This window comes from Streptomyces melanosporofaciens, assembly GCF_900105695.1.
GTDB lineage: Bacteria > Actinomycetota > Actinomycetes > Streptomycetales > Streptomycetaceae > Streptomyces > Streptomyces antimycoticus.
This window is the reverse complement of record NZ_FNST01000002.1, coordinates 1,273,732-1,296,277: the sequence shown is the minus strand read 5'-3', so window position 1 is coordinate 1,296,277 and position 22,546 is coordinate 1,273,732. Positions and strand designations below refer to the sequence as shown.

20 protein-coding genes and 2 pseudogenes are annotated in these 22,546 nt (G+C 71.9%); 7 read left to right on the top strand and 15 right to left on the bottom strand.

Translation table 11 applies throughout. The features are described 5' to 3' along the window. Nucleotides 1-6 precede the first annotated feature (6 nt). Together BLV72_RS08395 and BLV72_RS08390 are read right to left on the bottom strand one after the other, a co-directional pair. On the bottom strand, nucleotides 7-1,209 hold the full coding sequence (locus tag BLV72_RS08395) for a PP2C family protein-serine/threonine phosphatase (RefSeq protein WP_093470247.1): 1,203 nt from the start codon (nucleotides 1,207-1,209) through the stop codon (nucleotides 7-9). Nucleotides 1,210-1,251: 42 nt separating this feature from the next. Next, nucleotides 1,252-2,322, bottom strand: a complete 1,071-nt coding sequence (locus BLV72_RS08390; RefSeq protein ID WP_093461306.1) for a DMT family transporter — start codon at nucleotides 2,320-2,322, stop codon at nucleotides 1,252-1,254. 173 nt (nucleotides 2,323-2,495) lie between these two features. Here BLV72_RS08390 and BLV72_RS08385 point away from each other — a divergent pair, with 173 nt between their 5' ends. Further along, on the top strand, nucleotides 2,496-3,116 hold the full coding sequence (locus tag BLV72_RS08385) for a TetR/AcrR family transcriptional regulator (RefSeq protein WP_014060195.1): 621 nt from the start codon (nucleotides 2,496-2,498) through the stop codon (nucleotides 3,114-3,116). A 65-nt stretch (nucleotides 3,117-3,181) separates the two neighbouring features. Here BLV72_RS08385 and BLV72_RS08380 read toward each other — a convergent pair whose 3' ends face one another. The 3 genes from BLV72_RS08380 to BLV72_RS08370 form a co-directional block, all read right to left on the bottom strand. Further along, nucleotides 3,182-4,021: a glycosyltransferase family 2 protein gene (locus BLV72_RS08380; RefSeq protein ID WP_093470246.1), complete on the bottom strand. Its 840-nt coding sequence runs from the start codon at nucleotides 4,019-4,021 to the stop codon at nucleotides 3,182-3,184. 223 nt (nucleotides 4,022-4,244) lie between these two features. Continuing rightward, entirely contained in the window at nucleotides 4,245-4,859 is a 615-nt protein-coding gene (locus BLV72_RS08375; protein ID WP_093461305.1) for a hypothetical protein, read from the bottom strand. Between the two features lie 251 nt (nucleotides 4,860-5,110). Continuing rightward, nucleotides 5,111-5,884 (bottom strand): SDR family oxidoreductase, encoded by a 774-nt coding sequence (locus BLV72_RS08370; RefSeq protein ID WP_093461303.1) that lies wholly within the window; start codon nucleotides 5,882-5,884, stop codon nucleotides 5,111-5,113. A gap of 173 nt (nucleotides 5,885-6,057) precedes the next feature. On the opposite strand from BLV72_RS08370, the gene BLV72_RS08365 reads away from it, so the two are divergent. Continuing rightward, complete coding sequence (locus tag BLV72_RS08365; RefSeq protein ID WP_093461302.1) at nucleotides 6,058-7,680, top strand: alkaline phosphatase D family protein; 1,623 nt, start codon at nucleotides 6,058-6,060, stop codon at nucleotides 7,678-7,680. Between the two features lie 57 nt (nucleotides 7,681-7,737). On the opposite strand, the gene BLV72_RS08360 is transcribed toward BLV72_RS08365, so the two are convergent. After that, complete coding sequence (locus BLV72_RS08360; RefSeq protein WP_093461300.1) at nucleotides 7,738-8,751, bottom strand: Gfo/Idh/MocA family protein; 1,014 nt, start codon at nucleotides 8,749-8,751, stop codon at nucleotides 7,738-7,740. A 90-nt stretch (nucleotides 8,752-8,841) separates the two neighbouring features. Here BLV72_RS08360 and BLV72_RS08355 point away from each other — a divergent pair, with 90 nt between their 5' ends. Beyond that, nucleotides 8,842-10,182, top strand: coding sequence for a multidrug effflux MFS transporter (locus BLV72_RS08355; protein WP_093461299.1), 1,341 nt, complete (start codon nucleotides 8,842-8,844; stop codon nucleotides 10,180-10,182). Then, a complete protein-coding gene (locus BLV72_RS08350; RefSeq protein ID WP_425288359.1) occupies nucleotides 10,143-11,246 on the top strand; it encodes a serine hydrolase domain-containing protein in 1,104 nt (367 codons plus the stop codon). The genes BLV72_RS08355 and BLV72_RS08350 overlap by 40 nt, the downstream gene beginning before the upstream one ends. Before the next feature lie 230 nt (nucleotides 11,247-11,476). Here the strand turns inward: BLV72_RS08350 and BLV72_RS08345 are convergent. Both BLV72_RS08345 and BLV72_RS08340 read right to left on the bottom strand, forming a co-directional pair. Next, nucleotides 11,477-12,496 (bottom strand): annotated as a pseudogene (locus tag BLV72_RS08345) (small ribosomal subunit Rsm22 family protein). A 236-nt stretch (nucleotides 12,497-12,732) separates the two neighbouring features. After that, nucleotides 12,733-13,635 (bottom strand): glycerophosphodiester phosphodiesterase, encoded by a 903-nt coding sequence (locus BLV72_RS08340; protein WP_093461296.1) that lies wholly within the window; start codon nucleotides 13,633-13,635, stop codon nucleotides 12,733-12,735. A 169-nt stretch (nucleotides 13,636-13,804) separates the two neighbouring features. Between BLV72_RS08340 and BLV72_RS08335 the strand changes: the two genes are divergently transcribed. After that, entirely contained in the window at nucleotides 13,805-14,539 is a 735-nt protein-coding gene (locus BLV72_RS08335; RefSeq protein ID WP_093461294.1) for a bifunctional DNA primase/polymerase, read from the top strand. Between the two features lie 114 nt (nucleotides 14,540-14,653). On the opposite strand, the gene BLV72_RS08330 is transcribed toward BLV72_RS08335, so the two are convergent. The 7 genes and pseudogenes from BLV72_RS08330 to BLV72_RS08300 form a co-directional block, all read right to left on the bottom strand. Further along, entirely contained in the window at nucleotides 14,654-15,577 is a 924-nt protein-coding gene (locus BLV72_RS08330; protein WP_483153922.1) for an SCO2278 family lipoprotein, read from the bottom strand. Next, complete coding sequence (gene efeU, locus BLV72_RS08325) at nucleotides 15,510-16,487, bottom strand: iron uptake transporter permease EfeU (protein WP_093461291.1); 978 nt, start codon at nucleotides 16,485-16,487, stop codon at nucleotides 15,510-15,512. Before efeU ends, BLV72_RS08330 begins: the two co-directional genes overlap by 68 nt. Before the next feature lie 73 nt (nucleotides 16,488-16,560). Beyond that, complete coding sequence (gene efeB, locus BLV72_RS08320) at nucleotides 16,561-17,820, bottom strand: iron uptake transporter deferrochelatase/peroxidase subunit (RefSeq protein ID WP_093461290.1); 1,260 nt, start codon at nucleotides 17,818-17,820, stop codon at nucleotides 16,561-16,563. Between the two features lie 11 nt (nucleotides 17,821-17,831). Continuing rightward, nucleotides 17,832-18,965, bottom strand: a complete 1,134-nt coding sequence (gene efeO, locus BLV72_RS08315; RefSeq protein ID WP_093461288.1) for an iron uptake system protein EfeO — start codon at nucleotides 18,963-18,965, stop codon at nucleotides 17,832-17,834. A gap of 57 nt (nucleotides 18,966-19,022) precedes the next feature. Next, nucleotides 19,023-19,676, bottom strand: a pseudogene (locus BLV72_RS08310) (ABC transporter ATP-binding protein); the annotation flags it as partial. A 203-nt stretch (nucleotides 19,677-19,879) separates the two neighbouring features. Beyond that, nucleotides 19,880-20,062, bottom strand: a complete 183-nt coding sequence (locus BLV72_RS08305) for a hypothetical protein (protein WP_093461287.1) — start codon at nucleotides 20,060-20,062, stop codon at nucleotides 19,880-19,882. An 85-nt stretch (nucleotides 20,063-20,147) separates the two neighbouring features. Then, nucleotides 20,148-20,561, bottom strand: coding sequence for an ATP-binding protein (locus BLV72_RS08300; protein WP_093461285.1), 414 nt, complete (start codon nucleotides 20,559-20,561; stop codon nucleotides 20,148-20,150). A 187-nt stretch (nucleotides 20,562-20,748) separates the two neighbouring features. Between BLV72_RS08300 and BLV72_RS08295 the strand changes: the two genes are divergently transcribed. After that, entirely contained in the window at nucleotides 20,749-21,978 is a 1,230-nt protein-coding gene (locus BLV72_RS08295; protein WP_483153939.1) for an NsdA family TPR-like regulatory protein, read from the top strand. Then, the gene (locus BLV72_RS08290; RefSeq protein WP_093461282.1) at nucleotides 21,963-22,502 is read left to right on the top strand and encodes a GNAT family N-acetyltransferase; all 540 of its coding nucleotides are present in this window, start codon (nucleotides 21,963-21,965) and stop codon (nucleotides 22,500-22,502) included. Before BLV72_RS08295 ends, BLV72_RS08290 begins: the two co-directional genes overlap by 16 nt. The last annotated feature ends 44 nt before the right edge of the window (nucleotides 22,503-22,546 follow it).

The following is a 22,546-nucleotide window of genomic DNA, read 5'->3' as shown; positions in this document are numbered from 1 at the left end:
GACGGCTCAGGGATCCGGCGGTCGCCACTCGATCATCAAAATCGTGGCGTCGTCGCTGAGTTGGCTGTGCCCGTGGCCGAGGATGGCGTGGATGAGCAGCCGGAGCACCTCGGGGGCGTTCTCCCCGGCGGCCGTCGAGCGGATGATGTGGTCGGCGAAGCGCTCCAGGCCGAACTGCTCGCCTCCCTCGTCGCGCGACTCCACCACCCCGTCGGTGTACAGCAGAATCCGGTCGCCGGGCTCCAGGGTCGTCTCATGGATCCGGCGGGGCGCCGCCGACAGCCGCGGGGGCAGCCCCAGCGGCGGTTCGGAGGCGCGCTCCAGCTCCTTGTCCAGCAGCCGCCGGTGGCGGATGACCAGCGGGGTGGGATGGCCGCAGTTGGACCAGCGCAGCGCCCCGCTCGGCATGTGCAGCCGGAGGAAGACGCCCGTGCAGAACTGGTCCGGGAGCCATTTGGCCAGGGCCTCGTCCACGGTGGTGACCAGCTCCGCCAGGTCGGCACCGGTGCGCCGGGCGTTGCGGCTGCCCGCCATCGCCACGGACGTGGTCAGCCCGGACGCCAGATCGTGGCCCATGGCGTCGAGGATCGTGGCGTGCAGCACGTCCTCGGTGAACGAGTGGTCGAAGGCATCGCCGCCCAGCTCGTACGCGGGCTCCAGAACGGCCGTCGAGATCACCCGGCCGGTGCCGATCGAACGTGGCGGCAGGAAGGCCCGCACCATCTCCGTGGGCAGCTCCATGGACCGGGTCCGGGTGCGCCGTGCGATGGTGTCGATGGAGGTGCGCTTGGACGTGATGACCAGGGAGAGGAGCGAGGCCAGCGTCCGGCAGCGCCAGAGCGTGATCCCGTCCAGGGAGTCCATCCGCAGCTTCAGCACCCCCAGCCGCTCCGCGCCGTTCATCAGCGGCAGCCAGACGTCCAGGCCGCCCTCGTCGTCCTCCTTGACCCGCACGGTGCTGGTCCGATAGGCGAATCCGGCCAGGGAGTCGTCGAGGTCCAGGGGCGGTGTGTCGTCTTCGAGTGATATCAGCAGCCGCTGCTGGATGTCGATCAGGTACACGACCGCACGGCCCATGTGCATGGCCTGGGTATAGCGCTCCAGGGCCTCTGGGAGCTCCGCGGGTGAAGCCTCGTGGGACGCCCGGAGCAGCTCGTCCAGCGACTGCTCAGCAGCCTCGGCCGAGGTCGACACGCTCGCGTCCACCATGCGGTCCACCATACGGCGGCGGGCCGCCGTACGCCCGGACGATCACGGGGGCGTGGGCACCCGCTCCCGCGCCGACTCGCGCACGGGGTCCCGCAGCAGTTCCCGCACGGGTTCCCGGGGGACGGTGGCGGGCTCGCGCACGGCCTCATCGGGTGCGCGGCTCTCGGGTACGGCTGTCTCGCGTACGGCTGCGTCGCGTGCGGTGGCCCGCCGTACGGTCGCGGCGGCCTCCCGTACGGCCACGGCGTCGCCGCGCATGTCCGCGCCCGCCTGGGGTGCCCGGGAGAGCAGGACCACGCCGCGGGCGGCCGCCGCGGCGCCCGCGGCGGCCAGGGCCCAGCCCGCCGGGCCGCCCCGGAAGCGCTCGTCCAGCAGGGCGATCCCGATGGCGGCGGCCGCCACCGGGTTGGCGAGGGTCAGGGTGGCAAGCGGTGCGCCGAGGCCGCTGCCGTAGGCGCTCTGGGCGAGCAGCAGACCGCTCACCGCGAAGACCGCGACCAGCACGGCCACGATCACGGCTCGCCAGGACACCAGGGCCGCCCCGGGGACGCGGGAGTCGGCGAGCGCGACCGTGAGGGTCTGGGTGAGCGCCGAGGCGACGCCGGAGGCGACCCCGGACGCGGTGGCGTGCCGCAGACCCCGGCCCGATGTCCCGCGCCCCCTGCGGCCCGGCCCGACGCACAGCGCGATGAACACCAGGACGACGCCCGCGAGCCCGACCGCCTGCGGCAGGCTGAGCGTGTCGCGCGGGGTCTCCCCGGCGGTGACCGGCAGCAGGGCGCCGAGGCCGAGCAGTGCGAGCGCCACGCCCCGCCACTCGTTCCGGGCCACGCGCCGGCCCGCGAGCCGCGCGCCCAGCGGGACGGCCGCGACCAGGGTCAGCGCGCCGAGCGGCTGGACCAGGGTGAGCGGTCCGTACCGCAGCGCGGCGACATGCAGCAGGGCACCGGTGGAGTTGAGGCCGACGGCGCCCCACCAGGCGCCGCGCAGCAGCAGTCCCGGCATGCGGCCGGGCCGCCCGCCGGCGGCCAGCCGCTCCTGGGCCACCGCGGCGGTCGCGTAGGCGACGGCCGAGGCGAGCGCGAGCGCGACGGCTATGACGGTCGGGTTCATCCACCGTGCCTTCCTCTGGGCGCCCATCTGTCTGGCGCCATCGGCACACAAACGTATCGATACGAGAGTGTACCGGTTCGGAGCTGTATCGGTACATGGGTGTATCGGTACGCGGATGTGTCGGTACACTGCGTGGTCGGGGGTCGGAGTCCGGTGACCGAGGAGGAGAGCCGATGGCGACGCAAGGCCCGGAGACGGCCGCGCCGCAGCGCCGTTCAAAGATCAGCCCCGAGCGGGAGCAGGAGTTCTACCAGGCGGTCCTCGATCTGCTCCAGGAGGGCGGCTACGAGGCCCTCACCATCGAGGCAGTCGCCGCCCGCACCCGCGCCAGCCGGTCCACCCTCTACCGGCAGTGGTGCAGCAAGCCCCAGCTCGTCGTCGCCGCGCTGCGCTCGTGCAAGCGCCCCTTCGCGCTGGAGGGCATCGACACCGGCTCCCTCGCGGGCGATCTGCGTGCGGTCGCGGCGGCGGTGGGGGAGGCGGGGGAGGTGTGCGGCGGTGACACGGCGCTGGTGTACGCCGTCGGGCACGCCGCGCTGCAGGACCCCGATCTGCTCCAGGCGCTGCGCGCCGCGCTGATCGAGCACGAGGTGAAGACGATCCAGGCGATGGTCCGCCGGGGCGTGGAGCGCGGCGAGGTGGCCGCGGACAATCCGGCCGTCGAGTTCGTCCCCACCCAGCTCATCGGCGCGATGCGGGTCCGCCATCTGCTGGAGGGCCGGTTCGCGGACCGCGACTATCTGACGCGGTTCCTCGAAGCGTCGGTCTTCCCCGCCCTCGGTCTGGCCCCGTAGGGCCGCCGGTCACGCCACCGGGCCGTCAGTCCTTCAGCCCGTCAGTCCTTCAGCCCGTCACCCCGTCAGATCACGGGCGGGCGGCCCAGTTTGGCCATGCGCCACACCGTGCGCCAGCGCATCGGGCGGCGGCGGCCGCAGGAGGTGCGCAGGCCCTCCAGGAAGCCGCCCGCCCAGGCCCGCAGCCCCGTCAGGGAGCGGGTGCGGGCGAGCGTGAGCAGCGTCCAGGTGCCGAGGTAGAGCGGGACCAGCGGCAGCGGCAGGTGGCGGCGGGCCAGCCAGACCCGGTTGCGGGCGGTCATCCGGTGGTAGACGGCGTGCCGGGCCGGGGAGGTCCGGGGGTGCTGGAGCAGCAGCTCGGGGGCGTAGACGACCTTCCAGCGCGCGTCCAGTGCCCGCCAGGCGAGGTCGGTCTCCTCATGGGTGAAGAAGAACGCGTCCGGCCAGCCGCCGATCTGCTCCAGCATCGCCACCGACAGGGCGTGGCCGCCGCCGAGGAAGGTGGTCACCTCGCCGCCGCGCATCGGATCGGAGGCGCGCAGCCGGGGTACGTGGCGGCGCTGGGTCTCACCCGTCTCGTCGGCGATGCGGAAGCTCACGATGCCCAGGCGCGGGTCCTCGGCGTACAGATCGCGCACCCTGCGGAAGACGTCGGCGTCCACCAGCAGCCCGTCGTCGTCGAGGTCGATGACGACGTCCACGTCGCCGAAGTCGCGCAGCCGCCGCCAGGCGACATTACGGCCGCCCGAGACGCCGAGGTTCTCCTCCAGCTCGACCGCGGTCACCTCGGCGGGGAACTCCGGGAGCGGGGAGCCGTTGCCGACGACCACGATGCGGGCCGGGGGCACATCCTGCTTCGCGACCGACTCCAGCAGGGCGGCCACCTCTCGGGGCCGGTTGCCCATGGTCAGGACGGCGATACCCAGGCGGGGTTCGGGGGCGGCGGACACGGTGGGACTCCAGAGCTCGGGTGCGATGCCCGCGATCGTATCCGTTCACCCGGAAGGACACTTCCGTACGGCTGATGTTCATCAAGGACCGAGCGGCCGGCCTCAAAGAGCGAGCAGAACGAAAAGGCAGGACGAAAGGCAGGACGAAAAGGCGGAGCAAAAGGACTGAGCGGAACGATCAGCCGTCGAGCGCGGAGAGGGCCTTCTTGGCCGCGCTGATGGCGCCCTTACGGATCGCATCGCCGTCGGCGGCCTTATGGCTCTCGAAGTCGCCGCCGTTGTAGGTCACGGTGACCGTGGCGTTGTCCTGGTGGACCGTCACCACCGCCTCGCGTATGCCCTGGTCGTCGTCCTCGGTGGTCTTCTCGGTCACCGTCGCGTCGTCGCCGAGGCCGGGCACCGCGCTGCCGCCCTCGCTCCCGCTCTTCTTCCCGGGGGTGCTCTTGACGTCGTAGGCGATGTCCAGCCAGCGGTAGTCGAAGTCGTCCAGGGCGTGCCAGGAGCAGCCGGTGCGGCGGCCCAGGTCGCTGGACTTCAGCTCGTTCCCGGCCGCCTTGGCGCCCGGCACCAGGTCCTTGATCATCGACTCCGGGAGGGTGGTGCACGCCTCCGCGGGCGGCTTGGCGAAGCGCGGCGCGGCGGCGCCGGTGGCCGGGGCCGAGGTCTGCGGGGAGGGGCCCGCCGGGGTGGCGCCCGCGTCCGAGTCGTCCGACGTCGTCATGGCCACCCCCGCGGCGGCGAGGACGGCGACGGGCAGCAGACGGGCGACCAAGGTGAGCGGCAGAGAACGCACGGCGGTCTCTCTTCGTTCGGATGGCGGTCGTGGGGCGGTGGTGAAGGGTGTGGCGCGGTGGGAAACGACCCTGCCATATGGAGCGGGCCTCGAACAGTCCGGGGGTGGGAGAGGGGGCGGTCCGGGGGTGGGTGAGCGGGTGCGTCGGCCGTGGCGTCGAAGCCGCTGTGCCGATGGAGTGAATTGCCCGCATCCTCACATTATCTCCACAATTGGAAGGTTATCTAGGACGGGTGACGAACCCTCATCCGTCAGCCCCGGCCGATGTACGGCATCGCCGTCGCCATGACCGTCGCGAACTGCACGTTGGCCTCCAGCGGCAGCGACGCCATATGCCGCACCGTGCGCGCCACGTCCGCGACGTCCATCACGGGCTCGACCGCCACCTCCCCGTTCGCCTGCGGTACACCGGCGGACATCCGCTCGGTCATCTCGGTCGCCGCGTTGCCGATGTCGATCTGCCCGCAGGCGATGCGGTACCGGCGCCCGTCCAGCGACAGCGACTTGGTGAGCCCCGTGATGGCGTGCTTGGTGGCGGTGTACGCCACGCTGTCCGGCCTGGGCGCGTGCGCCGATATGGAGCCGTTGTTGATGATCCGTCCACCCTGTGGCTCCTGATCCCGCATCAGCCGGAAAGCCGCCTGGGCGCACAGGAACGCGCCCGTCAGATTGGTGTCCACGACCGACCGCCAGTCCTCGTACGCCAGGTCCGCCAGAGCCACACCGCGCGGGCCGAAGCTCCCCGCGTTGTTGAACAGCAGATCGAGCCGTCCGAACCGCTCCCGCACCCCAGCGAAGAGCGCCTCCACCCGCTCCGGCCCGGTCACATCCGTCGGCACCACGGGGGCCGGCGGGCCGCCACCGGCCAGCCGCGCCGTCTCGGCCAGGGCCTCCTCGCGGCGCCCCGCCAGCACCACCGACCAGCCCGACTCCAGGAGTTCGAGCGCCACCGCCCGGCCGACCCCGGAGCCCGCGCCTGTCACCACCGCCACTTTCGACACCACCGACACACGACCGTCGCTCATGGCGCCGCAGCGTACGCCACCTCAGTTCGCCGTGCGGTCACGTCGATTCGCCGCAATGGTCCCTTCCGGCAACGGACCTCACCCAGCGGTCATATCGATGTCGTGTGCACGCAAGCGGGCGGCCGTCCCCCGACACTGCAATTCCTCTGACGCCACGAGCCAGGGGAGAGCACATGGCACACGACTCGCACCAGCAGGCCATACGAGCCGCGGCCGCACGTCTGGGACGCCGCCGCTTCCTCACCGTCACCGGAGCCGCCGCCGCGCTCGCGTTCACCACCAACCTGCCCAGCGCCCACGCCGCGCAGGTGTCTCCGCGCGCGCTCGCCGACAACCCCTTCACGCTCGGCGTGGCCTCCGGCGACCCGCTGCCCGGCGCGGTCGTGCTGTGGACCAGGCTGGCGCCCCGCCCGTACGAGCCCGGCAACGGGCTGCCCGAAGAGGGCACCGTCAAGGTCGGCTGGGAGATCGCGCGCGACGAGAAGTTCCAGCGCGTCGCCCGCACGGGGACCACCTCCGCGCACGCCGAGTTCAACTACACGGTGCACGTGGACGCGGGCGGGCTCGAGCCGGACCGCGTCTACTGGTACCGCTTCCGGGCCGGGAACTGGACCAGCCCGGTGGGCCGCACCCGCACCACCCCCGCCGTGGGCGCCAAGGTCCGGGACGTGCGCTTCGGCCTGGTCTCCTGCCAGGCGTACCACGACGGCTACTTCACCGCCTACCGCCACCTGGCGGACGAGGACCTGGACGCCGTCTTCCACGTGGGCGACTACCAGTACGAGTACGCGGTCGACTCCGTCGGCGGTGCCCGGAAGTACACCGACCGCACCCTCCCCGCGGTGTTCAACACCGAGACGATGACCCTCGAGGACTACCGGCTGCGCTACGCGCTCTACAAGTCCGACGAGGACCTCCAGGCCGCCCACGCCGCCTTCCCCTGGTTCGTCACCTGGGACGACCACGAGACCGAGAACAACTACGCGGACGACATCGACGAGAACGGCGGCCCCTCGGACGAGTTCCTGGTCCGCCGCGCCGCCGCCTACCGGGCGTACTGGGAGAACATGCCGCTGCGGATGCCGCAGCAGCCGGACGGCGCCGACATGCGGCTCTACCGCCGCTTCCACTACGGCAAGCTGGCCCAGTTCGACATCCTCGACACCCGGCAGTACCGCTCCAACCAGGCGTACGGCGACGGCTGGCAGTACCCCGGCCCGGAGTCCGAGGACCCCGCGCGCACCCTCACCGGCAGCGCCCAGGAGCGCTGGCTGCTGAGCGGCTTCCAGAGCTCCAGCGCCACCTGGAACGTACTGCCGCAGCAGGTCACCTTCTCCCAGCGGAAGAACACCACGGCCGCGCGCTCCCAGCTCTCCATGGACTCCTGGGACGGCTACCCCGCCTCCCGCGAGCGGATCCTGGCCGGTGTCGAGCAGGCGGGTCTGGAGAACTTCGTGGTGCTCACCGGCGATGTCCATGTGCACTACGCCTTCGACATCAAGAAGGACTTCGACGACCCGGGGTCCCGGACCCTGGGCGTGGAGTTCGTCGGCACCTCCGTCAGCAGCGGCAAGGACGGCGCCGACAAGCCCGCCAACTGGGCCACCTACATGGCCGCCAACCCGCATATGAAGTTCTACAACGGCCGGCGCGGCTATGTGACGGTCTCGCTGGACGAGGAGCGGGCACGGGCCGACTACAAGACCGTCTCCGCGGTCACCACCCCGGGCGCGCCGCTCACCACGGCGGCGTCATTCGTCAGCGAGGCCGGGAACCCCGGCCTCAAACAGGTCTGACGAACGGGCGGGCCCGGCGCGCACCCCAAGCGCCGGGCCCGCCCGGTTCACACCTCGTCACACCAGGCCCTCGTCCTCGCCCGGATACCGCACTCCGAGCCGCTCCCGCGCCGCGTCCAGGGTCCGCATCACCGCCAGCGTGCCGTCCAGCGGCACCAGCGGGGACTCCGTCTCGCCCGCGCGCAGGCAGCGCATCACCTCCGCCGCCTCCCACTGGTAGGAGCGCAGCCCGTCCACCGCCGTGATCTCCTCCGGATCCCGGCCGGGCCGGTGCAGTACGAAGCGCTCGGGGTGGAAGAAGCCGCGCGGGAACTCGATCCGTCCCGCGCTGCCCGTCACCGCCGCCGTCATCGGCGTATCGGCGGTGATCGAGCAGGAGAGCAGCGCCACCGCCCCGCTGTCCCAGCCCAGCGCCAGGCCCGTGTTCACATCCACGCCCTCGGGGGAGAGCTGACCCACCGCCCGTATCTCGTCCGGCTCGCCGAGCAGCAACTGCGCGAAGGACACCGGATAGACGCCGAGGTCCAGCAGGGCGCCGCCGCCCAGCGCCGGATCGCGCAGCCGGTGGTCCGGGTCGATCGGGCCGGGCAGCCCGAAGTCCGCGTGGACCGCCCGGACCTCGCCGATCGCACCGTCGTGGACCAGCTCGGTCATCCGGCGGACGACCGGATCGCAGTACGTCCACATCGCCTCCATCAGGAAGCGGCCTCGGGCCCGGGCCAGGTCCACCAGCTCCTCGGCCTGGCGGACATTGAGCGTGAACGGCTTCTCGCACAGCACCGCCCGCCCCGCCTCCAGACACAGTCCGGCCGCCTCCCGATGGGCCGAGTGCGGGGTGGCGACATAGATCACATCGATGTCGTCATCGGCGGCCAGCTCCGCCCAGCCGCCGTAGGCGCGGGATATCCCGAACCGCTCCGCGAATCGCTTGGCCGACTCCGGCCGGCGCGAGCCGACCGCGATGACCTGCGCGTCCGCCATCTCCAGCAGATCCGTGGTGAACGAGGCGGCGATCCCACCGGTCGCCAGAATCCCCCACCGCACGGCCCTTGACCCGCTTGTCCCGGCCATCTGGACCCCGTTCCCCCTGCCCACAGGAGTTCGACCCGATTCGGATTGCTGAGAGCATAGAGACGCATCAACGACTCATGGAAGGTACGCATGCAGCAGCCCGGCCAACCGGCCGCCGCTCCCACCCGGGCCGACCGTCCCGGAACCTTGTCCCCCGACACCTCCGCCGCCTCCCGCACCTCCGCTGCCGCCCTCCCCGGGCTCACCGCGCAGCGCCGTACGAGCCTCCTCGTCACCCTGATCCTCGGCGGGCTCACCGCACTCCCGCCGCTGTCCATGGACATGTACCTCCCGGCCCTGCCGGAGGTCACCGACGGGTTCCACAGCTCGGCCGCCACCGCCCAGCTCACCCTCACCGCCTGTCTGATGGGCATGGCGCTCGGCCAGCTCGCCGTCGGACCGATGAGCGACCGGTGGGGGCGCCGCCGTCCGCTGCTCATCGGCATGGTGATCTACGTCATCGCCACCGCCATCTGCGCCTTCGCCCCCACCGCCGGGCTCCTCATCGGCTTCCGGCTGCTCCAGGGGCTCGCGGGCGCGGCCGGAATCGTCATCGCCCGCGCCGTGGTCCGGGACCTCTACGACGGCATCGCGATGGCCCGCTTCTTCTCCACCCTGATGCTGATCTCGGGCGTGGCGCCCATCGTGGCCCCGCTCATCGGCGGCCAGATCCTGCGCTTCACCGACTGGCGCGGGGTCTTCGCGGTGCTCACCGTGATCGGCACCCTGCTCACCCTGGTGGTCTGGCGGTGGCTGGGGGAGACGCTGCCGCCCGAGCGGCGCCAGGACGGAGGGCTCGGCCAGACCCTGCGCACCATGCGCGGGCTGCTCGCCGACCGCGTCTTCACCGGCTACATGCTCGCGGGCAGCTTCGCCTTCGCGGCGCTCTTCGCCTATGTCGCCGGGTCGTCCTTCATCGTCCAGGAGATCTACGGCGCCTCACCGCAGACCTTCAGCCTGCTCTTCGGGCTGAACTCGATCGGCCTGATCGCCACCGGTCAGCTCAACGGCCGGGTGCTGGTCGGCCGGGTCAGCATGGACAAGGTGCTGATGGTCGGACTGGTCGTGATCACCGTCGCGGCGGCCGCGCTGCTCGTGCTGGCCTCCGGGGTCTTCGGGAAGGCCGGTCTCGTCCCGGTGGCGGGGTGCCTGTTCGTGCTGATGTCCGCGATGGGCCTGGCCATGCCGAACACCAACGCCCAGGCCCTGAACCGCACCCCGCACGCCGCCGGTTCCGCCTCCGCGCTGCTGGGCACCTCCACCTTCCTGCTCGGCGCCGTCGCCTCCCCGCTGGTGGGGATCGCGGGGGAGACCACGGCGGTGCCGATGGCTGTCGTCCAGCTCGTCTGCGCGCTCGCGGCCATCGCCTGCTTCGTGGGACTCTGCCGTCCGTGGCAGCGACGTACCAATCGACGCGTGACCGTGGTCTGACCCGGTTGCTGGAGATCGTCAGGGCGCTTCCCGAAGGGGAGCGCCCTTGGTGTTCGGGGGTGGCACTGGCCGCCGGGACCGCGTCGGGCCCGCTGGCCGAGGAGTCCTTCGGCTGGGCGGTGCGCTACGCGGCGTACGACGAACGGGCCGACCGGGGCGTGGAGCTGCCGCGCGAGCGGTGGGTGCCGGTGCGCCGCGACACCCTCTTCGACCTCGCCTCGCTCACCAAGCTGTGCACCACGATCGTGGCGCTGCGGGCCGCCGAGCGCGGGCTGATCGCGCTGGACGGGCGGGTCGCCGCGTACGCCCCGGAGTGCACGGCCGCCGCCGAGCACGGCATCACCGTGCGGCAGCTGCTCACCCACACCTCGGGGCTGATTCCCGAACTGCCGCTGTACGAGGAGGACGGCGTGGAGCGTCGGCTGGCCCGGCTCGCGGCCGAACCGCCGGTCACCCCGCCCGGCACCGCCCGCCGCTACTCCGACCTCAACTTCCTGCTGCTGCAGCGGGTGCTGGAGCGGACCGCGGGGCGGCCGCTGGACCGGCTCGTGCAGGAGACGGTTACCGGCCCGCTGGGCATGGCCGCCACCCGCTTCAACCCTCCCGCCTCCTGGCTGCCCCGGATCGCGGCCACCGAGGACCAGCGGCAACCCTGGGGCAAGGTCGACCGGGGGATGCTGCGGGGCGTGGTGCACGACGAGAACGCGTGGGCGCTGGGCGGGGTCGCGGGCCACGCCGGGCTCTTCTCGACCGCCGGGGACCTGGCGGTGCTGTGCCGGGCGCTGCTGGCCGGTGGCGGGCCCGTACTGTCGCCGGAGTCCACCGAGCTGATGCTGACCGCGCCGGGACTGGGCTTCGAGGTCGACCAGCCGTGGTTCATGGGCGAGTTGGCGGGGCGGGGCGCCGCGGGGCACACCGGGTTCACCGGGACGAGCCTGGTCGTGGACCGGGCCCGCGGGGTCTATCTGGTGCTGCTCGCCACGACCGTGCATCCGCGGCGCCGCCCTGGGGACAGTGGGCCCCGGGCGGCGGCGGGGACGGCGCTGGCGCGGGCGGTGGGGTGAGGGGGCGCTGGGTCGCTGGGGTTTACGGGTTCCAGGGGTTCACGGGTTCCTGGGGTTCACGGGGTCCAGGGGTTCACGGGCCGTGCGGCGTCTTACGGGGTGTCCGGCGGATCTGTCCCCTCCCCGCCCCTTCCCGAAAGAGGGGGCTCCGCCCCTCACCCCGCCGGGGCTCCGCCCCGGACCCCGCTCCTCAAACGGCCGGAGGGGCTTGATTGGCTCCCCGCGGCTCCTCAAACGCCGGAGGGGCTGGACTCCTCCGGTGGCCAGACATCGCCCCAGGACACATCGCGGGCGGCCCGGTACAGCGGGCCCTGACGCTTGGTCACCGTGGTGCGGCCCAGCCCCTCCTCGGGGCGCACAGGTCCAGCAGTACCTGGCCCTTGCGGATCTGCGGGCGGCGCACCACCCGCGCGTCGGCGGGCGTGGCGTCGAACCGTACGGCCGCGACATAGCTGAACTTCTCGTCCTCGTACGGCAGCGAACCGCCCTTGACCTGCCGGTGGAGGGAGGAGCGGCGGACCCGGGCGGCGAAGTGGCACCAGTCGGTGCCGGGCTCGATCGGGCAGGCCGCGCCGTGCGGGCAGGGGCGACGATGCGCAGCCCGGCTGCCAGCAGCCGGTCCCGCGCCTCGCGGATCCGCAGATAGCCGTCCGGGGTGCCCGGTTCGATCAGCACCACGGCCTGGGCCGCGCGCGCCGCCTCGGTCACCACGGCCCGCCGGTCGGCCTCGGTCAGCTCGCCCAGCACATAGCTGACGGTGACCAGGTCGGTCCCGTCCGGCAGTGCGAGCCCGTCCCGTATGGCCCGGCGCTCCCAGCGGGCGGTGCGCAGCGCCTCGGAGGGCGCCTGCCCGGCCAGCTCGCGGCCGAGGGCCAGCGCGGGCTCCGCCCAGTCCAGGACGGTGGTGGTGTGCCCGTCGCGCGGCCAGGTGGCGGCCACCGCCCAGCTCGCCGCGCCCGTACCGCCGCCGATGTCGATATGCGTGGCCGGGGCCCATGCGGGCGTGCGGGCGCGGAAGGCGGCGAGGGCGGCGCGCACGGCCTCGAAGGTCGCGGGCATCCGGTACGCGGCGTAGGCGGCGACGTCGGAGCGGTCGCGCAGCACGGGCGCGTCGGTCGGGGTGCGCCCCGGTAGTGGCCGATCAGCCGGTCGACCGCCTGGGCCGCCTGGCGGGGCGGCAGACCGTCGAGCAGACCGGCGAGCGCGGTCTGCGGCGTCTCGTCGGTGCGGGTGGCGTCGGGGGCGTGCATTCGGCGGATTCTACCGGCGGGAAGGGGCCACCCCTGCCGCTCGGGTGGGGGCGGGCAGGGGTCGGACCACCCCCGCCGCCCAGGGCCGGGGCCTCTCGCGGGGGCCGTTGCCCAGGAGGGGCCCCTCGCCTCCTGAGCCGGGTGCCTCTCGCGCGGTCCACCGTCCCCAGGGCCACCCTCACTGCCCGGGCCCGGCCACTGGTAGGCCCCGCTCACCCGCCGCCGTCGGCCGGCGCTCACCTTCCGCTGGGCGCCCGCGGCGTTCGTACGGGCGTGGAGACCAGCAGGGCCGGTGCGTCCGTGATGATGCCGTCGCACCCCAGCCGCAGCATCCGGTCCCGCTGCGCCGGGGTGTCCACGGTGTGCGCCCACACCCGCGGTATCCCGGAGGCGACGGCCCGCCGCACATCCTGCTCGCGCGCCCGGTAGTCGACGTCCAGCAGATCGACGACGCCACGCCAGTCGCGCGGGGTGTCGGTGCGCATCTGCCGGGCGGACCGCCACAGCTGGGTCATCAGCCCCTTCCGGTGGGCCTCGCGGGCCACCTCGGGGCGGTTGCTGTTGACGTAGACGGAGTCGATCAGACCCCGGTCGCGGATCATCCGCGCCAGCCGCGGCAGGCTCTCGGGGTCCTTGGCCTCCACCATCAAGGTGATCCGGCCGCCGAACCGGTCCAGCGCCTCGGCGACGGTGGGCGGCCGCTCGGGCCGCCAGGTGCCGCGCAGGGCGGGGTCGGGGCGCAGCCGGACGCCCCGCCACTGGGCGGCGGTCAGAGCCCGTACGGGCCCGGTCCGGTCGGTGGTGCGGTCCAGCGTCGCGTCGTGCATCACCACGAGCGTGCCGTCGCCCAGCATGCGGGTGTCGAAGTCGAGGACCTGGACGTCATGCCGGCTGAAGGCACTGGCCAGCCCGGACATGCTGTTCTCGGGCACTTCCAGGGCGCCGCCGCGGTGTGCGGTGTAGACGACGGCGGGCTTGCCGGCCGACGGTGCCGTGAGCGCGGGCTGGAGCCGCGCCGGTTCGCCGGCCGGGGGTATGAGGCGTCGTACGGACGGACGAGCGGCGGGGTGGGCCGCGACGGCCGCCGGTATGGACAGGCCGAGCACCACGACGGCGGTCAGAAAATGCCTGCTGATCATACATGGAACGCTAGAGGCGAGATGTCGCGGATGCCCTGATATCGACACCCGGTCGAGGTGGTCTCACCCACCCCGGATGCGGACACCGGCCACTTCCGGAGCAGGATGGTGGCAGCATTGATCGGGTACCGGCCGTACCGCCGGTACCGGCGGTGAAGCGAGGCGGTAGATGGAACGCAAGGGCAGGTTCTCCCAGTGGCTGCGTCGGCCGAGGAGCGGAGCGGGCGGCGACCACGACACGGGAGCGGACGCCGGTGGCGTCCGCGAGGACCTGCTCATGGCCGCCGCGGCGGCGGGATTCCCGCTCGCGCCGGCCGCCCACCCCTCCGGTTACGGCTGTTCCTGTGACCGCATCGGCTGTCCCACCCCGGGCCGCCACCCCGTCTCGTTCGCCTGGCAGACCCAGGCGACCACCGACCCGGACAAGGTCGCGCAGTGGCTGCGCGCCGATCCGCGGGCCAACTTCATCACCGCCACCGGCATCGTCCACGATGTGCTCGACGTACCCGCGGACGCCGGGCGGCTGGCCCTGGAGCGGCTGGGCGCGGCCGAGGTCGAGGTCGGGCCCGTGGCCACGAGCAGCGGCGATCTCCAGCAGGGGCGGACGCTGTTCTTCACCGCCACCCGGGGCACGCCGGACGACGAGGACGAGTGGTGGCCCTGTGAGCTGGACTGCCACCCGGAGACGATGGACGAGCATCCGGGGCTGCGGTGGCATTGCCGGGGCAGCTATGTGCTGATGCCGCCCGCTCGGTTGCCGGGGGATGGGCATGTGGGGTGGCTGCTGGGGCCGGAGCGGCCGCTGCCGGATCCGTTGACGTTGCTGGAGACGCTGACGGATGCGTGTGCCCGCTTCGCGGGCGAGGACCAGGATCAGGCGGCTGCTTGGCCCATAGGGCGGTAGGGCGCTTCAGGGCTCGTTGTCGGGTCCGGGCCGGTGGGTGGGGTGTGCCCATCAGTTCCGCGGGGGGCACCTCCCAGCGGTAGCTGGGGGAGGAACGATTGCCCACACTTGTCTCTACTCGCCCTTTGCCGCGGTGACGCCCTCCAGGCGGTTGAGGAAGACCACCTTCGGGTCCGCCGCATCCTTCGCGGGGACCCGCACCGCCGACTCCGAAACCCTCGTCAGCGTCACCGCCCTCTTCGCCTCGCCCGTCATCAGCGCCTTGATCTGCGGATCCGGGTTGGGCCGGAACCCCTTCGCCATCGTCTGCTTCTGCCGGTGGTGTGAGGAGAAGAACACGATCGCCCCGCCGTCCGAGGTGCGCAGCCCCACCGGGGCGTCCTGCGCGCCCTGCGCCGGGGTGTCGATGTACTCCGTCCAGAACTTCGGGGTGCGCAGGAACTTCTTCCGGGTGTCCCGCAGCCCCGAGGTCGACTGGCCGTCGGCGAAGACCGAGCCCTCGCCCGTCATCAGGTAGTCGGTGTACTCCGCGCTCAGCTTGTCCGGCCGGGTCGCCAGCTTCGGGGTCGGCCCCTTGGCCGGGACCGGCTTGGCCCAGCCGTCCTTGTCGGTCGCGAAGTCCGGCACCTCGTCCTGGCTGAGGATCGACAGGTAGGCGGCCTTCCAGGGCTCGTCGGCACCGCCGCGGGTGAAGACGAACAGCCAGCGGTTGTCGTCGCGGTTGCTGTCGGTGTCCGCGACGAAGAACTTCGGCCAGCCCACCTGCTTGGGGATGCGGTAGGTGACGTCGGACAGCTCCAGCGCCGGGTACTTGGGGTTGCCGTTCGGGGAGCTCGCGTGCTGGGCCTTGAGGTCGGCGGTGGTGATGGCCTCCAGCGGGCCCGTCTCCACCTGGCTCGCCACCGCCGGATCCAGCTCGCGGTACGCCTTGTTGTACGCGTCGGTGAACTGCTCGAGCGCCTTGGGCGCCTCAGCCTTGTCCACCGACGGAATGTTCTCCCGCTCGCCGTGGACCGTCATGCACCCCGTCAGCGTCATCCCCAGCGTCAGTACCACCGCTGCGGTCGGAACTGTCAACTGCCGGCGGGACGGCCTGCGTGTCATGGGGCTCCGGCTCCCGATTCCTGGGGGCTGCTGTGGACGGCGACACCCTACCGGGACGCAGGAACAGCGCGAGCGTGGGGACCAGATAGAGCGCCCACATCCACACCTGAAGCCAGGTCGGGTCCGGCTGGAAGTTGAAGACGCCCTTGAGCAGCGTGCCGTACCAGGAGTCCGGCGCGATGGTGGAGCTGATGTCGAAGGCCAGCGAGTGCAGCCCGGGCAGCCAGTCGGCCTCCTGCAAATCGTGGAAGCCGTACGCGAGCACCCCCGCGGCCACCACGACCAGCATCGCGCCCGTCCAGGTGAAGAACTTCGCCAGGTTGATCCGGAGCGCGCCCCGGTAGAACAGCCAGCCCAGCACCACCGCGGTGACCAGGCCCAGGACCACGCCGATCAGCGGATCCGCCGTACCGTCGTTGCTCGCCCGCACCGCCGTCCACACGAACAGCGCGGTCTCCAGGCCCTCCCGGCCCACCGCCAGGAAGGCCGTGGCCACCAGCGCCCCGGTGCCCACCGCGAGCGCCGCGTCCAGCTTGCTGTGCAGCTCGGACCTCAGATGGCGGGCGGTGCGCCGCATCCAGAACACCATCCAGGTCACCAGGCCCACCGACAGGATCGACAGCGAGCCGCCCAGCGCCTCCTGCGCCTCGAAGGTCAGCTCCTGCGAGCCGAACTCCAGCGCCGCGCCGAAGGACATGCTCAAGCCAACCGCGACGGCGATTCCGAGCCACACCGGGCGCAGCGCGTCCCGGCGCCCGGTCTTGACCAGATAGGCGACCAGGATGCACACCACCAGACTGGCTTCGAGCCCTTCGCGCAGACCGATCAGGTAATTGCCGAACACGGGGTTCGCCTTCCTTGTCGAGGGATCCGGTGGGTTTCTGGGGGAGTCCGTCAGGCGAACGTGGGGGAGCCCGTCAGGAGAACAGCGCCCTGCCCCACCAGTCGTCCGCGTCCCGGACGCCCGGCGGGACCGCGAAGAGCGCCGAACCCACGTGCTGGATGTACTCGTTGAGCGCGTCCGTGCGGGCCAGCGCTCGCTGCACCGGTACGAACCCGTCCCGTACGTCGTGCTGGTAGGCGAGGAAGAACAGCCCCGCGTCCAGCCGCCCCAGACCGTCCGTGCCATCGGTGAAGGAGTAGCCGCGGCGCAGGATCCGCGCCCCGCCGTTGGAGTCCGGATGCGCGAGGCGGACATGCGCGGTGGGCAGCATCGCCTTCAGATTCGGCTCGTCGCGCTCATGCTGCCTGCCCTGCGGCGCGCCCTCGCCCTTGTCCCGGCCGAAGACGTCCTCCTGCTCCTTGAGGGAGGTGCGGTCCCAGGTCTCGATATGCATCCGGATGCGGCGCGCCACCAGATACGAACCGCCGGCCAGCCACGCCGGGCCCGCCTTCCCGCTCACCCACACATGCTTGTCCAGGGCGGCGGTGTCGGTGCCCGCGATGTTCCGGGTGCCGTCCTTGAAGCCCATCATGTTGCGCGGTGTCTGGGCGTCCGGCGTGGTCGAGGACGTCTTGCCGAAGCCCAGCTGCGACCAGCGGATGGCCACCTTGCCCATGCCGATCCGGGCCAGGTTGCGGATGGCGTGCACGGCCACCTGCGGGTCGTCCGCGCACGCCTGCACACACAGATCGCCGTCGCTGCGGGCCGCGTCGAGGTTGTCGCCGGGGAAGGCGGGCAGGTCGATCAGCGCCTCGGGGCGGCGGTCGGCGATGCCGAAGCGGTCCTCGCCCTTCTTGTTCTTGAAGAGCGTGGGCCCGAAGCCGATGGTGAGGGTGAGCCGGGACGCCTTGAGGCCGAGCGCCTCGCCGGTGTCGTCCGGCGGTGCCTCCGCCAGGTCGCTCACCGCGCCGCCGCCGACCGCATGCCCCTGGGTCATCCGGGCCGCCGCCTTCGTCCACTCCTTCAGCAGCGCGATCAGCTCGGCGCGGTCGTCCGTGGTGATGTCGAACGCCGCGAAGTGCAGCCGGTCCTGCACGGCCGTGGCGATCCCCGCCTGGTGCGCCCCGTAGAAGGGCACGGCGGCGCCGCTGTCGGCGACCGTTTCGGTGTCGTCCGCACCGCCGCCCAGCGCGGCCGCCGCGCCACCGGCTGCCGCGGCGCCGAGCGCGAGCCCGGCGCCTCCCCAGCCGATCAGCGCCCGGCGCGAGGGTGCGGTGCCCGCCTCGTCGGTCATGCCCGGCTCCCTCACTTGGTGACGACGGCGGCGGCGAGCCGGGACAGCGGCTCGGCCAGCGCGTTGACCGCGTCGGACAGCTCCTTGCGCTTGGCCTGAGTGACGGTGTCGTACGACACGAAGCCCTCGCCCTCGCGGTACTTGTCCAGCAGCTTCCCGACGGCCGCGAACTGCTTGTCGAGGTCCTTGGCCAGCTCCGGGTCGTTCTTCGAAGCCACCGGCTTGAGCAGCTTGTACGAGGTCTCGGCGCCCTCGACATTGGCCTCGAAGTCCACCAGGTCGGTGTGGCTGTAGCGCTCCTCCTCACCGGTGACCTTGCCGGTCTGCACCTCGTCCAGCAGCTCCTTGGCGCCGTTGGCCATACCGGTGGGGGTGATGTCGGCGGTGCCGACGCGCTTCTGCCAGTCCTTCAGGTCCTTGATGAGCTGGTCGGCGAGGGCGTGGTCGGCCGCGGTGACCTTCTTGGTCTGCCACAGCGACTTCTCCAGCCGGTGCCAGCCGGTCCACTTCTGGCCCTTCCCCAGACCGTCCTCGCGCACATCGACCTTGGGGTCGATGTCGCCGAAGGACTCGGCGACCGGCTCGGTGCGCTCCCAGCCGATGCGCGAGGGGGCGTAGAGCTTCTTGGCGCCCTCGAGGTCGTCCTTCTTGACCGCGTCGGCGAACTTCTGGGCCACGGGCAGGGTCTCGTCGGCCTGCTGCTGGGCGTAGGCGCGGTACGCGGCCACCGCCTTGTCCAGCCGCGGATCGCGCCCCGCCACCGCGCCCTTGCCGGTGGCGGACACCTTCTGGCGGATGCCGTGGCCCTTCATCCCGGGCTTGCAGGCGATCTCGTACGAACCGGTCTTGATTTCGGCGCTGATCGAGGCGGAGGTGCCGGGCCCGATGTTCTCCCGCTCGGTGACGATCCGGTCGCCCGGGGCGTAGACGTACACCTCGGTCACCTTGGATCCCTTGTTCTCCACCGCGAGCTTCACATGCCCGGCGGGGAAGGAGGTCTTGGAGACCTCGCACGCATCGTCGGAGGCGGTGACCTGGACGGCGTCCGAGTCCTTGGCGTCGGACTTCTGGGCGCAGCCGGCGACGGCGGTGATCGTCGCCAGCGCCGATATCGCGGCGGCAACGGAGGTGCGAGCGGCTCGCATACGGGCTCCAGACGGAATCAGGGCAGGGCGGACGAAGGACGGCCGGATAAGGCTGCCCTAACTTAACTGAGCCTTGCCTGTGTGGATCCTGTGCAAGGTCAAGGAGTGACCTATGGATGGCAAATGTTTGGCCAAGGTGGCTGATTTGATCCGGTTCGGAGGGGCGAGAACGTGACGTACGCCTCTCATGGGCGCGGCTCCTCCGGCGGCGCGGGACGCCGCCCCGCCGGCCCCGTCGCGCGGCGGCAGCACGATCCGCTCCCCGGTGCGGGGATGGGGGATCACCTCCACCGGCTGCCGGTGGACCCGCGACAGCAGCGCGGCGTCGAAGACCTCCGAGGGCGCGCCCTCCGCCGCGATCCGGCCGTCGTGCAGCACGGCGGTCCGGTCCGCGTACGCGGCGGCCGGCGACAGATCGTGCAGGAACCACCACCACCGCGTCCGCCACGGCGGCCCGCTCCCGGCACACCCTCAGGACCAGCTCCTGGTGGGGCAGATCGAGGGCGGCGGTCGGCTCGTCGAGCAGCAGCAGCGGGGTGCGCTGGGCGAGGACGCGGGCGAGCGCGACCCGGGCCCGCTCGCCGCCAAAGAGCGCGGCGAAGGGCCGGGCGGCGAACTCCGTGACCTCGGCCGGGCCATCGCGTCCGCCACGGCCGTCTCGTCCTCGGCCTGCGGCGGCTGCGTCCGGGCTGGGCCTGCCGCGGGGGGCTTGGAGGGCGGGCCGCTGGGGCCGTCGTCCGGTACGGGGGCCCGGACCGCCAGCGACCCACCCGGCTTATGGGGCGGGGATGCTCGCGCGGCAGAGCCGGATCGCGAGCAGCAGTAGTGAGGGGGCCACGCTGAGCATCAGGCCCATCCGGGCGGGGAAGGCGGGCAGCCCGGCCCGCGGGCGGTCGACCGCCGACGGCGCCGCCTCATATGCCCTCCGCTGCCCGGGCCAGCCGTGCTGCCTCCTCGTAGGCGCTGAGGAGTTGCTCGCCGGTCTCGCATACGGCGCCGGGCGTCCGGCAGGCAGGGCAGCCCGCGGCGTGCTCGATGGCCGCCCGCCACGCCTCCTCGGCGTCCAGGGCGACCTCGGTCCGCTCGCCGCCCGCCATCAGTAGCGCTCCTGCGGCCTGGTCCGGAACGCCGCGTTGGGGGCACGCCGGCGGCCGTGCTGCGGGCAGTTGACGCTGCGGATGATCAACCGCACTTCAGCTCGCTCCAAACCTGCTTGCCCCAGCGGTATCGGTCCGTCCCCCACCGGTCCGTCAGGGCGTCGACCAATAAGAGCCCCCGGCCTCGGGTGTTGTCGCTATGGGAGTCCGTCCGCAGGTAGGGGATATTTCGGGACCGGTCCACCACGCCGAGGCGGGCCAACTTCTCGGACGGCCGGGTGACGACGACGCGGATCGACCCCAGGCGGGCGTGGTCCACGGCGTTGGAGACCAGTTCGGTGATCACCAGGGCGGCGTCCTCGATCAGGTCCTCCTGGCCCCAGGCGGCCAGTGCGGTCCGTACCAGCTTGCGGGCGGCTTCCGCGCTCTCCGGTACGCGGCGCATGATCTGGGAGTATCCGGGGTGCCCGGTGGGGCGAGGTGTAGCGGTCACGGACATCAGGACCTCAGTGGGTGCGAAGTGAGCGGCCTTGTCCGAGTGAACGACGGCTCGCCGCGCGAGGGGAGGTAATACCCATCGGGTGTGCAAGCCGCCCCACCGGAAATTCTCGGCCGACTCCCCTCACGGAGGGGGCTCGCATGGCTACGGTGGGTGTGTGGAGGGGAACGAAAACCTCATCAGCGCCATGCGCGAGAGCGGGCTCACCCAGGCCGGGTTGGCGGACGCGGTGAACACTCATCTGCACCGCGACGGCTACGAAGGCACGGTCAGCGACCGGACGGTCCGCAACTGGCTGACCGGAAAGACCCGTTGGCCGCACTCTCGGCAGCGGGCAGCCTTAGGGGCAGTATTCGGATGTACGGCCGAAGAACTGGGATTCGTCCCACCGGCCCCAAGATGCCCCGCCACAGAACCGGAGGATCCCGTGAGGCGCAGGAATTTCCTGACCGCCACCACAGGTACGACGGCCGCGGTCGCCGTTCCTCTCGTAGCACAGCACTCCGTAGGCACCTCGGACGTGATTCGGCTCCGTGCCGGTGTGGACGCACTAGTGGCCCTGGATGCCGCGCGGGGAGGTCATGACGAATTACAGCGCACAGCCCTTGCCGGGGCGGCGGAGACGCTGGAGAAGCAGAAGCTGGGCGCCTGTCAGCGCATCCGCCAGCGGCTGTTCAGCGTGGCCGCCGACTACATGTCTATGGCCGCTTGGTCCGCCATCGACGCCAAGCGGACCGACCGGGCCCGGAGTCTGCTGGACCGGACGCTCTATCTGGCCGGGATGGCGAAGGACTCCGTCGCCGAGCTGGATGCTTGGAACTTGTACTCCATCCTCGCCCACCATCGTGGTGCGTACGCCGAGGCCGTCGACTCCGGCCACGCGGCCCTGGCAACGGCCATCGCCCGGCGGGACCCGTTCTACGCCTCACTGGCCCACGCCCGGACAGCGCTCGCCCACTCCAATTTGGGCGAGCGGCAGCCCGCCATCCGCTCCCTCGGGTGCGCCTGGGAGGTACTGGGCAAGGCGTCTCTGGATGACCCCCGGCCGATCTGGACCGCCTTCTACGGGCCTGGCGAGCTGTTAGCCCTCACGGCCATCGTCCGGGACAAGATCGGCGAACCCGCGGAGGCTGAGGCTGCCTCGCACAAGGCGCTGGCCAGTATCCCGGAGCAGTTCCGCCGCAACCGTGCCCTGGCCACCGCCCGGCTCGCCCTGACCCAGCTGCACCAGCGCGACATCGATCAGGCCTGCGCGACCGCCTCCACGGTCTTCGACCTGATGGTCGGGGACCCGCTGCCCGGCCGCCTGCGCTCACTCCTCGGCGACTACTACCGCGACTTGATCATTCTTGCCCCGGACGCAGGCGTCGCCCGCGAGTGGGGAGACCGCTACCGATCCGAATGGAGCCGAGCTTGAGTGCCACAGGTCTGGACGTCCGCCATTTCACCAACGCGGATCTCCCACAGATCCGCCAGGCGCTGATCGACGTGCACGCCGACGCGTATGCGGATGAGATGGACGACCCGTTCAACCAGCGCTTCCCTTGGTTCGTGGACCACTGGGGCGGCCACCCGGAGTTCTCCTGCGTGATCGCGTTCGACGGCGACAAGGCAGTGGGCTTCGCCTACGGCGCCCCGGCCGTTCCGGGTCGCGAGTGGTGGCGCGAGCACCTTGACCCGGCGCTCGCGAAGGACCTGACCTTCTCGTACTCCGAGCTCGCCGTCATCCCGAAGTGGCGCAAGAAGGGAGTGGCCGAGCGGCTGACCCGCACGCTGATGGAAAAGCGGGACGAGGACCTCGTAGTGCTGCTTGTGGACCCTGAGCACTCCCGAGTCCAGGCCCTGTACGAGTCCTGGGGCTTCCGCAAGGTGGGGGAGCGCCAGCCCTTCCCGGACTCCCCGGTCTACGCCGTCATGCTCGCCGAGCTTCCCCTGAAGTAGGCCCAGAACAGGGAAGGTTGGTGGTGGGCCTTCAGCAGGGCGCT